General features: G+C 40.3%; 14 protein-coding genes and 1 pseudogene. All 15 read left to right on the top strand.

Annotated features, from left to right (window positions below; translation table 11 throughout):
- Positions 1-148 precede the first annotated feature (148 nt).
- Positions 149-1,357 (top strand): lipopolysaccharide biosynthesis protein, encoded by a 1,209-nt coding sequence (locus KDK15_RS03375; RefSeq protein ID WP_257293957.1) that lies wholly within the window; start codon positions 149-151, stop codon positions 1,355-1,357.
- Positions 1,357-1,860 carry a hypothetical protein gene (locus KDK15_RS03380; RefSeq protein WP_257293958.1) on the top strand — a complete coding sequence of 168 codons (504 nt, stop codon included), beginning with the start codon at positions 1,357-1,359 and terminating at the stop codon, positions 1,858-1,860. The genes KDK15_RS03375 and KDK15_RS03380 overlap by 1 nt, the downstream gene beginning before the upstream one ends.
- Complete coding sequence (locus KDK15_RS03385) at positions 1,817-2,599, top strand: polysaccharide pyruvyl transferase family protein (RefSeq protein ID WP_257293959.1); 783 nt, start codon at positions 1,817-1,819, stop codon at positions 2,597-2,599. Before KDK15_RS03380 ends, KDK15_RS03385 begins: the two co-directional genes overlap by 44 nt.
- Before the next feature lie 16 nt (positions 2,600-2,615).
- Entirely contained in the window at positions 2,616-3,902 is a 1,287-nt protein-coding gene (locus tag KDK15_RS03390; RefSeq protein ID WP_257293960.1) for a glycosyltransferase, read from the top strand.
- 20 nt (positions 3,903-3,922) lie between these two features.
- Positions 3,923-4,123 (top strand): hypothetical protein, encoded by a 201-nt coding sequence (locus KDK15_RS03395; RefSeq protein ID WP_257293961.1) that lies wholly within the window; start codon positions 3,923-3,925, stop codon positions 4,121-4,123.
- Between the two features lie 212 nt (positions 4,124-4,335).
- Positions 4,336-5,040: a hypothetical protein gene (locus KDK15_RS03400; RefSeq protein ID WP_257293962.1), complete on the top strand. Its 705-nt coding sequence runs from the start codon at positions 4,336-4,338 to the stop codon at positions 5,038-5,040.
- The gene (locus KDK15_RS03405) at positions 5,037-6,254 is read left to right on the top strand and encodes a glycosyltransferase (RefSeq protein WP_257293963.1); all 1,218 of its coding nucleotides are present in this window, start codon (positions 5,037-5,039) and stop codon (positions 6,252-6,254) included. The genes KDK15_RS03400 and KDK15_RS03405 overlap by 4 nt, the downstream gene beginning before the upstream one ends.
- Positions 6,255-6,310: 56 nt before the next feature.
- Entirely contained in the window at positions 6,311-7,063 is a 753-nt protein-coding gene (locus KDK15_RS03410; RefSeq protein WP_257293964.1) for a WecB/TagA/CpsF family glycosyltransferase, read from the top strand.
- An 82-nt stretch (positions 7,064-7,145) separates the two neighbouring features.
- A complete protein-coding gene (gmd, locus tag KDK15_RS03415) occupies positions 7,146-8,267 on the top strand; it encodes a GDP-mannose 4,6-dehydratase (protein ID WP_257293965.1) in 1,122 nt (373 codons plus the stop codon).
- Positions 8,268-8,342: 75 nt separating this feature from the next.
- Entirely contained in the window at positions 8,343-8,561 is a 219-nt protein-coding gene (locus KDK15_RS03420; protein ID WP_257293966.1) for a hypothetical protein, read from the top strand.
- A complete protein-coding gene (locus KDK15_RS03425; RefSeq protein ID WP_257293967.1) occupies positions 8,537-8,881 on the top strand; it encodes a MazF family transcriptional regulator in 345 nt (114 codons plus the stop codon). The genes KDK15_RS03420 and KDK15_RS03425 overlap by 25 nt, the downstream gene beginning before the upstream one ends.
- 45 nt (positions 8,882-8,926) lie before the next feature.
- Positions 8,927-9,889 (top strand): annotated as a pseudogene (locus KDK15_RS03430) (GDP-L-fucose synthase family protein).
- Between the two features lie 100 nt (positions 9,890-9,989).
- Complete coding sequence (locus KDK15_RS03435; protein WP_257293968.1) at positions 9,990-10,442, top strand: GDP-mannose mannosyl hydrolase; 453 nt, start codon at positions 9,990-9,992, stop codon at positions 10,440-10,442.
- Between the two features lie 87 nt (positions 10,443-10,529).
- Positions 10,530-10,733 (top strand): sugar phosphate nucleotidyltransferase, encoded by a 204-nt coding sequence (locus KDK15_RS03440; protein ID WP_257293969.1) that lies wholly within the window; start codon positions 10,530-10,532, stop codon positions 10,731-10,733.
- A 17-nt stretch (positions 10,734-10,750) separates the two neighbouring features.
- Positions 10,751-11,269: sugar phosphate nucleotidyltransferase (locus tag KDK15_RS03445; RefSeq protein ID WP_257293970.1), on the top strand; the 519-nt coding region annotated here is incomplete at its 3' end.

The raw sequence follows: 11,269 nt of genomic DNA on the forward strand, positions 1-11,269 counted from the left end.
CGTTCTTCAGGACTTCGTCCTTTGAACTCCTAAAGCCGTGCTACGGCACACGCACGATGAAAGACCTGACCCCGGTTTTGTGATGGAAAACTTTTTCTTGCAATGCGGGGCGGACCATATATGACCACGGTTTCTTTTTGAGGATGTAATGAGAGGTAAAATAATAGTTAGTTTATTAAATCAATTCGTCACCAGTGGGACAAATTTTATATTTTCATATTATTTAATAAGAAGTTTGTCTCAGGAGGTCTTTGGGTTATACGGTATATGCTATGCGACGATTTTATTAATCGCAGGTGTTTTAAATGCTCTCATCACTACTCAGCTGATAGTTTACTATCATGAAAAAAATGATAAAATTCATGAATATATATCCAAAATGTTTTATCTTGGTGTGCTATTATCTATTGCGATACTGTTAGTACTTTCAATTCCTTCATTTATTACTGATAACTTGATTGTTGAACTATTACCTTTAGTTGTTATAAGTACAGGCTTTTATTTTCTAAGAGATTTTACAGTTAGGCTTTCTTACATACAGAATAAAGAAATTCATGCTCTGATAATTAATTTTTCAGCTTGTATTTCCTTGTTTATAGCGGTTTTAATTACATCATTCGATGATTTACTATCCGCTTTATGGTATCTGACTATATCACAATTGGTTGCTCTGATTGTAGGGATATATTGTAGTAGAGGCAACTTCACTAAAGTTGATTTTAATGAACTGGTCACTACTTTTTTAGAAATATTTGACTTAGGAAAGTGGGGTTGTGGCACTGATATTATCTTGTGGCTGAGATCTCACTCATATATATACATTGTAACAGGCCTAGCTGGTAGCTCTGGTGTTGCAATAGTGAATGCTGCAAAAATGCTTGTAACCCCTGCTGTCATCTTGATGCCAGCACTATCGCAATTATTGATGCCGCATATGGCAAGATTGGCTATTAAAAGCAAAGTTCAATTAATAAAAACAACTTGGTTTGTTACCTTGGTTTACATTGGGATAGCGATCTTATATTCCTTTCTATTACTGTTCTTTAATCAGGAAATTATAGATTTATTATATCCTGATGATTATAAAAATATAGAAACTTTGCTGTATGCTTGGTCATTATATTTAATTTTTTATGCGGCAGTGGAAACGCTACGGATATATATGCAGGTTACCAAACAATTTAAAATGATATTCTATATAAATATCTACTTAGCATTTCTTTTGATGTTATGTGTTTATGTGGGGTATGTGATGCTAAAAGTTGAAGGAATTGTTATAGGTTTAATGGTTATAGAAGCCATATTCTTCGTTATATTGTTTGGTATTTTTCTTAAACAAAATGGGTTGATTTATTGATGGTTAAAAATATTTTTGTTGTTAGTGGTGGTTATGAATATATTCCAGACAAGTCATGTAATCTTGGTGATGTTGCTCAACTGCTGCATGCGCTAGACACTCTAAAAGAAAACTATCCTAACTCTGTTGTTAAGTTATTATCTCATAGCATTAATGATAGTAATAAATTTACTTGCTTGAAAATGGCGAAGGGGTTGAGTGAGTACCTTCACAGGAAAAAAAAAGGAAAGCTACCCATAGGGTTTTATGTAATTAAATTAATAATTTGTGCTATTTTAATGCGATTTGGCTTGCTGGCAATTTTTTTAAAAGAAGAACGTGTTGTACTGAAAGAATTTTCTGAACAAGATCTTGTTTTTTTTGCTGGCGCTGGTGTATTTCATGATGGCTATATAAATGGGGTTGCTTCTTTTGTCTTTAATTGTAATTATATCAAAAATACTAAAAGTCCCCGTTGTGATGTATGGACAACAAATAGGCCCTGTAAAAAGGGTAATCAGTAAAATCATAATTGGTGGTGCTCTAAAAAATGTAGATTTATTAGGCGTTAGGGATAAAAAATCAATCAAAGAAGCAATGTTATTAGGAGTGGACTCTGCTAATGTGTTCTATTCCGGTGATGAGGGAGCTTATTTAACACCTAGTGCTGATGAGGTGGCTATTAACTTCCTTATGGAAGCGGGTGTTCCAAAAGAGTTTATTGCAGTACATTTTAGAATTGATGAAAACTGCCCATTTGAAAGATATATTGATAATTATGTAGGGCTAATAGGTAAAATTTGCCAGGATTTGCACATAAATAATATTGTATTAATACCAATGTCTTATTCTAAGAATGATACGGATGACTTGGCTGCTATTAAATTATTGGAAAAAAAATTAAAGCAGGTTGCCTTTATTCTTGATATAGGTCCAAAACCAGATCTAACAAAAGCTATCCTTAAAAAAGCAAGTTTTGCAGTTGGCCTTGCAAATCATTTTTGTATATTTTCATTATCTGTAGGTACTCCAACAGTTGGTGTTTTTGCTACAGAATATATGAAGCAGAAGTTATCTGGAATTAAAGAAGCTTATACAGGTTTCGAGTGTCTTTCTGTGGCAAAATTCACTGATACAGATCCAAAAATAAATCAACTTTTACAATCAATTAAACACGGTAATGCTCATGTCTGTTTTAGGCACTCTAGCAATGAATTTGGCAAACCGGATGGATATAACAATTTAGCTAAAGTAGTTAGTTAAGCTTAAAGCTGGGTAATTGACCGGTTTCCAGACTTCTACCATTGAAATAACAGAAAGCTTTGTACCGCAAAGAAATAGGCTGATAAGCTATCCATTTCTAGACATCTACCACTTTAATCCGGAGATCAAACTGATAACCGGATATGAGGCAAAGCTTAATTGCCTTTATTCACTTCTTATAAACAAGCATATGTCAAAAATTGTTTTAGTTGCGCCACAACTGGGTACTGGCAAAGATTTATTATATTGGGAACCCATTCTTAGTAAATTGATTACACAGTTCAATCATGAAGTCAGTATATGCACAGGTTGTGAATTCGATGGCGCAGGGGCATTAATTTATCAAGAATTTAAAATAGAATATTTTAATCTTTTTGGTTTTAATGTGCCAAATGTTTCGTCTATACAACGTTTTTTTGCATTAAACTATGACGTTGCGTTTCTCATTGAATTTAATGTTTTAAGTATTTTAATTCTTGCGTTCTCTTTTTTTAACAATAACAAGAGAGCTGTAATTCTTGTAGAAAACTCTCCTATTTTTCTTTCGGGAATTAATAAGATCAGATTTGGAACTTTTTTTGACTGGCAACGACGTTTGTGCTGTTATTTGGCCGATAAAATTGTAACTAATAATGAGCATGGTTCAGAATATTTGAAAAAAAGATTAAAGGTTAAAGAAGAAAAAATCATTGTAGGTACTTATTTATCATCCAGTTTTGAGGATTGTCAACGTCCAAAAAGTGAGTCTGCCGGTAAAGTTAAAATGGTAGCAGTAGGCCGTTTAGTTAAGAATAAAGGTTTTAATAATTTAATTGATGAAGTTGCTTCTTTACCATCAAAAGTCCAGGAAAATTTAATGTTGGATATTTATGGAGAAGGTGAAATAAGATCCAATCTAGAATCTTTAATTAATGAGCATAATCTTTCTAATGTAATTAACTTGAAGGGCTTGGTGCCCTATAAAGAACTGGGGTCAGTATTATCTGATTACGATGTTTTTATTATGCCCACTTTGGGTGACTATCGTTCATTGGTCTCATTTGAGGCGATTTCACTTGGTTTGCCAATATTGCTTTCTAAATATGATGGTTCTAGTAGTGAGGTACTAAAAGAAGGAGGGAATGGTTTTAGTATTGACCCATTTGAAAAGGGATCCATATCTAGTAAGATCCGATATGTTGCAGAGAATCAAGATATTATTCCAAAAATATCACTTGTTTCCCGGTCACTTGCAAGTAAATTTACCCCATTTAATTCCTCCTCTGTTCTTAATAATGCCATTACTTCAGTTTCAAAAAAATAATCTTCTACGCTAGAGCTAATATGATGCGTACTTTAAATGAAAGAGGCAATGATTTTAAAGCAGGTCTATACAAAGATCAGCTTCTATTAATACCTTCATTGCTAATTTTAATGCTATCAACGTTTACTGGTTTTTTTGAGCAAATTAAATATGCCAAGTATATTTTGCCAGTGCTTTCTTTGGTGTTTTTTTTTCGATTAAAAGAAGAGAGTTTTATTTAAATCCATATCTTCAGCCTTTTTTAGTGCTGTGCTTTTTATATTTAATTGTTGGGCGCCCAACAGATTGGTATGCTGTAAGTGATATATTACTTGTTTTGTTTTATGTCTTATATTTTTATTGTTTTTCATCACCTCGCATAAATATCAACTCTGTGTTCATTATTGTTATATTTTCATATTTTGTTAAAAAAATTATTTTTAATGATGGCGGAGTGAGTTTTGATCTACATGCATTATTATTGGGCAGCACAAGTTTTTTTGAGGATGATAATTATTCATTTGTCTTCCCAATATTTGCACTCTATTTCTTTTATTCAGGTAATAAACGAAATGCCATTCTTGCATTGGCCTTGTCAGTTCTGACATTAAAGAGAATTGCCTTGGTTGGATTTTTTATTGGCTTTTTTTATATGCTTATGCCAGCGAATATTAAAAATAAAAGAGTGGTTGTTGTTTTTTTTGCACTTACTTTTAATCTTATTTATTTGTATGCTTCATATTTCATTACAACGGATTATTTTAACGAGCTATCCCTTTATTATACTAACACCCCAGCTGCTCATTTCACTATGGGGCGATCTGCTATTTATAGTGCCCTTTTTGATGGAAGATCCTTTTTTGACCACATCTTTGGATCTGGTCTGGGTAAAACCTATTATATTGCAGCAGATATTTATAATACTTCGATAAAATATAATTTACATAGTGTCATTTTAAAGTTGTATTATGAGATCGGAATTTTATCATTGCTAACTTTTGTTTTTTTTCTTTATAAGAATGCTAGTAAGAGTGCTATTCCTTTTGTTATTTATTTTAATGTATTACTCTTCACTGATAATGTTATTACATATTTTTTTGTTATGTTTTTTTATTTTCTTGTTTTGTATTGCGTTGTTAAAAATGGTGATTTAGAGTGATTTTTACAGGAAACTCTGATGTCAAAGTTAGTATTTTATCAGCGCATAATGCTTATAAAATTTATGGGGGGGAGGATGCTTCAAGAAAGATGGAGTTATCGTTGTTGGAAAATGCTGGTTTTGTATGTGAAAACTTCTTTTTTGATAATAAAGATATAACCAACTTCTTTGAATCGCTAAAAGTAATTATTTCATTGAATTTCTCAAAATCAATATATTACAAATTGACCAACTTATTGTCCTCGCGACCTATTGATATTGCCCACATCCACAACTTCTTCCCACTCCTAACACCTTCAGTCTTCTACGCCTGCCAAGACGCCAATGTCCCCGTAGTCCATACGCTTCATAATTTCCGAACCCTCTGCCCAACAGCAACCCTAATGCACAACGGTAAGATATGCGAACGGAGCCTCCATGAAAATTGCTGGTGGACAGTCCCCAAGCGTGTTTATCGTAATTCACTGATAGGTACAGCAGTTCTGGCCTACATGGTTGAATACCATAAACGCAAAGGCACCTGGCAAACACAGGTAGACCGCTATATTGCCTTAACCGAATTTGCCAAAAACAAATTTATTGAAGGCGGGCTCCCTGCTGACAAAATTTCAGTAAAACCAAACTTTATTGAAGACCCTCACAAAGGTATAGAGAAAGTTGTGAAGCAAGGTGGCTTTGCCCTGTTTGTCGGGCGACTCAGTGAAGAAAAAGGGTTGAGTGTATTACTGGATGCTTGGGAACACGTAAAATACCCGTTAAAGATTATTGGTGATGGACCCTTAAAAGCACTGGTTGAAAAATTCACAGCAGAGTGTCCACAGATTGAGTATTTAGGGTTTCAGGACAAAGAGGTCATCTTGCCTATGATGCAAGAAGCTGACTTTTTTGTGCTTTCTTCGACCTGCTATGAGAATTTCCCGGTTACGCTTGCTGAATGCTTTGCTTCAGGTACACCAGCCCTTGTCTCCAACATCGGTGGAATGGCTGAAATTGTTACTGATGGAAAAACCGGCTTACATTTTGAAGTCGGCAACCCTGATTCTCTCGCCGAAAAAGCAGAGTATTTAATTCAGCATCTAAAAGAAGCTCGTGAAATGGGAGAAAATGCCCGCCTTAAGTACCTGGCAAAATATACACCGGGAATAAACCTTGAAATGCTGCTGGGTATATACCGACTGACGATTCGTGAGAAAAAGGGTGTTTGCCATTTTTAGTTATGGGTTGTGGGTTGTTAGATATGGGTCATAAGTTGTGGGTCTAAGAGCTGTTTGTGGAAATTAATCACATTAATATTTTGAAAATGAAGGTCTGCCTTACTGATATGCAGACCTCTCTTGCGAAGGCCTCTCAGTGGAGTGCAGATACTACCGGTCGATATATCTGCGTCTCCAATGTCCATATGTGCATGGAAACCTTTGACTCTGATGAGTTCAGTAAAGTTGTTAATAATGCTGACCTAGTTGTACCAGATGGTAAGCCACTGGTCTGGGGGCAAAAACTATTAGGACATAAGGAAGCACAGCAGGTTCGTGGGCAGGACTTAACCATGGAGCTTTGCAAACTTGCTGCAGGACAACAACTGAAAGTCGGTTTCTATGGCGGAATGCCAGAAACGTTAGTGATTATGAAAGAACGTCTGGTAGAACAGTTTCCGAGCCTTGATATTTTTTATGACTTTTCTCCACCATTTCGACCATTAACACCTGCTGAAGATAATGATGTTGTCAATGCCATTAATGATTCTGGCATTCAAATCCTGTTTGTGGGTATTGGTTGCCCTAAACAGGAACGATGGATGGCAGAACACAAAGATAAGTTACATTGCGTCATGCTCGGCGTTGGTGCTGCCTTTGATTTTATTGCCGGTAACAAAAAACATGCCCCTCGCTGGATGCAAGCTATTGGTATGGAATGGCTGTTCCGACTGTTAAACGAACCACAGCGGTTGTGGAAGCGTTATCTTAAACAGAACCCTCGGTTTATCTGGTACTTCACCCAACAATTACTGGGCCGTAAATTTTAATTTTCTTGAACCACAAAGACACAAAGGCACAGAGTTATTATCTTGTGCCTTTGTGTCTTTGTGACTTTGTGGTTAAAAAATCATGTCCAAAAAAGTCGCACTTATCACCGGCGTAACCGGCCAAGACGGTTCCTACCTTACCGAGTTTCTGCTGAAAAAGGGTTATGAAGTTCATGGCATCAAGCGTCGGGCTTCTCTGTTTAATACAGATCGTGTGGACCATATCTATGAAGATCCACACACACAAGGTCAAATGTTTAAACTGCACTATGGCGACCTGAGCGACAGCTCTAATTTGACCCGTATTATCAGCGAAGTGCAGCCAGATGAAGTGTACAACCTGGCAGCACAATCCCATGTGGCAGTGTCCTTTGAATCCCCTGAATATACCGCTGATGTAGATGCCCTGGGCACGCTGCGCCTGCTGGAAGCCATCCGCTTTTTAGGACTGGAAAAAAAGACCCGTTTCTACCAGGCCTCTACCTCTGAACTTTATGGCCTGGTGCAGGAGATTCCCCAGAAGGAAACCACTCCTTTCTACCCACGCTCCCCTTATGCCGCCGCTAAAATGTATGCTTACTGGATTACCGTAAACTATCGGGAATCCTACGGTATGTATGCCTGCAACGGTATTCTGTTCAACCATGAGTCCCCCCGCCGTGGTGAAACTTTTGTAACCCGCAAAATCACTCGCGGTCTGAGCAATATTGCCCAGGGACTGGACCAGTGCCTCTACCTTGGCAATATGGATGCCCTGCGTGACTGGGGCCATGCCCGTGATTATGTAGAGATGCAGTGGCTAATGCTGCAACAGGAACAGCCGGAAGATTTTGTAATCGCCACCGGTGTCCAATATTCAGTACGACAGTTTGTGGATTTCACCGCCAAGGCCATTGGTATTCAGCTGCGTTGGGAAGGCACCGGCGTGGATGAATGCGCCTATGTGGAGAAAATTATCAGTGATAATGCCCCTGCCCTGACCATTGGCCAGAAGGTGGTGGCGGTTGACCCACGTTACTTCCGCCCGGCAGAAGTGGAAACGTTGCTGGGTGATCCTTCCAGGGCCAAGAAGGAACTGGGTTGGGAGCCGGTGACCACGCTGGAAGAGATGGTGGCAGAAATGGCCGAGTACGACCTGGCCAAAGCCAAACAGCATGCTTTGCTGAAAGAGCATGGCTACGAAGTGAAAGTGTCTCGGGAATAAGATTTTTTAATCACGAAGGTCAAATGGTTAAATTGTTATAGTCTATGAGGTAATTATTGAGCCAGGAGAGATAACATGCTGCATACCTACGAGGCCCAGACGGATGAGCAGGGCAATCTTCTTGTTCCTGAAGGGCTGAAGCTACCTGAAGGGTGCCGGGTTTTAATTACGGTATTGGACGAACCCGCCAGACAACAGGCAAGTGATGAAGCTCTGTTGAGTGAGCGGAGCCTTGCTGAAGACTGGGATAATTCGGCAGAGGATGAAGCATGGTCATCATTGAATCAGGATTAGAAGCCTGTTGTATTGTCGCAATCAGGTTTCCATTTTCCGATCTGTCCAGGGCAAAACTTCGGCCAGCTCTCATTTTGGCAAATGTGGGCAAAGGTGATTACCTGATGTGCCAGATCACCAGCAAGTCTTATGCGGATTCCAGGGCCATAATCATAGAAGCGGATGATTTTGCTATCGGTCAGCTACCTTTGACCAGCTTTGCCCGACCGGGAAAGTTATTCACTGCCCATGAGTCGCTATTTCAAAAGCCACTTGGAAAAATCAATCGGGCAAAGCACGAGGCCGTAGTAACGTCCGTGTGTGATTTGCTCAGGTGTTAATATCGGGCCCTGGCATTTGCCGGGCCTTTTTATTGAATGATTCCTATGCAGAGAATTTTTGTTGCCGGGCACCAGGGCATGGTGGGCTCGGCTATTGTTCGTCAGCTATCTGAACAGACTGATATTGAACTGGTTACCCGTAGTCGCAGTGAGCTGGATCTGACCTGCCAGAGTGCAGTGACAGAATTTTTCCAGTCTGAACAGATTGATCAGGTGTATCTTGCTGCGGCCAAAGTGGGTGGCATCCACGCCAATAACAGTTACCCGGCCGAGTTTATTTATGAAAACCTGATGATGGAGTGCAATATTATCCATCAGGCTTAAGCTGCAGGTGTTAAGCAGTTGCTGTTTTTGGGTTCCAGTTGTATCTACCCAAAGCTGGCACAGCAGCCCATGGTGGAAACCGAGTTACTGAATGGGCATCTGGAAGCCACCAATGAGCCTTATGCCATCGCCAAAATTGCCGGTATCAAGTTGTGTGAATCTTACAACCGGCAGTACAACGTTGATTACCGTTCGGTAATGCCTACCAATCTTTACGGTGAGAACGATAACTTCCACCCGGAAAACAGCCATGTAATCCCGGCCATGATGCGCCGCTTCCATGAAGCAAAGCTGCGAGGCGATAAAGAAGTGGTTGTATGGGGAACCGGCACCCCCATGCGGGAATTTCTCCATGTGGATGATATGGCGGCGGCCTGTATCCATGTGATGAATCTGGATAAGGGCATCTACAGTGAACATACCCAACCGATGATGTCCCATATCAATGTGGGCACCGGGGTGGATTGCACCATTCGTGAACTGGCTGAAACCATGAAACAGGTTGTGGGTTTTGAGGGTGAAATAGTGTTTGATACCTCCAAGCCTGATGGTACCCCACGCAAGCTGATGGATGTTTCCCGTTTGGAACGGCTGGGCTGGAAGGCTTCGGTTTCTTTACAGGATGGGTTGGGTATGACTTACCAGTGGTTCCTGGAACATGCTGCTGAGTTGCGGTCGGTTTGATTGGTTTGCCACGGAGGCACGGAGACACGGAGTTTTTTCTTTTTTAAAAGAATCTTTTCCTCCGTGACTCTGTGCCTCCGTGGCAAACAAGGCTTTTAACATGCTTGAACTTGAAACTTTCAAAACCGTTGTTGCCTCAACACCATTGGTCTCTATTGATTTGATTATTCGCAATAGTCAGGAGCAGGTGCTACTGGGCTTGCGGAATAATCGCCCTGCTCAGGGGTACTGGTTTGTGCCTGGTGGCCGCATTCAGAAAGATGAGCGTTTAGAAGAGGCTTTTCGTCGTTTGGTTGAGGTAGAGCTGGGGGCTGAAGCTGAGTTTCAAAAAGCCCGGTTTTTAGGGCCTTACCAGCACTTTTATACAGATAACTTTTCCGGTGATAGCTTCAGTACGCATTATGTGGTGCTAGGTTATGAGCTGTGGCTGGATATTGATCTAAACAATCTGCCCACAGATCAACATCAAAATTACCGCTGGTTTAGCGTTGATGAGTTGCTGACTTCTCAGCAGGTTCATCAACATACCAAAGATTATTTTTTAAAAGTCTGAACCACGAAGGACACGAAGAGCACAAAGAAAAAGCTTTTTTTAATCTTTCTTTGTGTCCTTCGTGTCCTTCGTGGTTCAAAAAGAACTATGAATTTAATACCTGTCATTATGTCCGGCGGCTCTGGCAGTCGCCTCTGGCCTCAGTCCCGTTCCCTTTACCCTAAGCAGTTTCTGCCACTGGTGAATGATCAGACTATGTTAATGTTACAGAACACGCTTTCTCGACTGGATGGGCTGGGCTCTGTTTCTGATCCACTGGTATTGCCAATGAAGAGCACCGCTTCCTGGTAGCTGAACAAATCCGCCAGATGGGGCGGCAGGCTTCGGCCATTATTCTTGAACCTGTCGGTAAAAACACGGCACCTGCAGTGGCTTTGACGGCCCTGAAAGCTCAGTCTCTGTCTGAAGAAAAAGATCCATTGCTCCTGGTATTGGCAGCTGACCATGTGATTCAGAATGTTCAGGCATTTCATCAGGCTATTGAAGCGGCATTACCAGCGGCGAGAGATGGCAAGCTGGTGACGTTTGGGATTGTGCCTACCCACCCGGAAACCGGGTACGGTTATATAAAAGCCTCTGTTAGCCACGGAGAGCCGATGAATGTTCCCGACAACATCGGCACTTCCGCCGTCCCTGGCGGTCGCACAGAGGCACGGAGTTCTTTAGAAAAAGAAAACTCCGTGCCTCCGTGCCTCCGTGCCTCCGTGGCCAATCGTCTTGTATGCCTGTTGAGCAGTTTGTTGAAAAGCCAGATTTGGAAACGGCCCAGGGCTATCTTGCTTCCGGTGACTATTACTGGAACTCCGGCATGTTCCTGTTTAAGGCTT

The organism is Endozoicomonas sp. YOMI1, assembly GCF_024606345.1.
In the GTDB taxonomy this organism is placed as follows: Bacteria; Pseudomonadota; Gammaproteobacteria; order Pseudomonadales; family Endozoicomonadaceae; genus Endozoicomonas.

Bases quoted from the DNA above. Each gene is read 5' to 3' on its own strand.
- KDK15_RS03420 (WP_257293966.1), top strand. From the start codon at position 8,343: ATGCTGCATACCTACGAGGCCCAGACGGATGAGCAGGGCAATCTTCTT.
- KDK15_RS03435 (WP_257293968.1), top strand. From the start codon at position 9,990: ATGCTTGAACTTGAAACTTTCAAAACCGTTGTTGCCTCAACACCATTG.
- gmd (WP_257293965.1), top strand. From the start codon at position 7,146: ATGTCCAAAAAAGTCGCACTTATCACCGGCGTAACCGGCCAAGACGGT.
- KDK15_RS03380 (WP_257293958.1), top strand. From the start codon at position 1,357: ATGGTTAAAAATATTTTTGTTGTTAGTGGTGGTTATGAATATATTCCA.
- KDK15_RS03440 (WP_257293969.1), top strand. From the start codon at position 10,530: ATGAATTTAATACCTGTCATTATGTCCGGCGGCTCTGGCAGTCGCCTC.
- KDK15_RS03395 (WP_257293961.1), top strand. From the start codon at position 3,923: ATGATGCGTACTTTAAATGAAAGAGGCAATGATTTTAAAGCAGGTCTA.
- KDK15_RS03385 (WP_257293959.1), top strand. From the start codon at position 1,817: ATGTATGGACAACAAATAGGCCCTGTAAAAAGGGTAATCAGTAAAATC.
- KDK15_RS03425 (WP_257293967.1), top strand. From the start codon at position 8,537: ATGGTCATCATTGAATCAGGATTAGAAGCCTGTTGTATTGTCGCAATC.
- KDK15_RS03375 (WP_257293957.1), top strand. From the start codon at position 149: ATGAGAGGTAAAATAATAGTTAGTTTATTAAATCAATTCGTCACCAGT.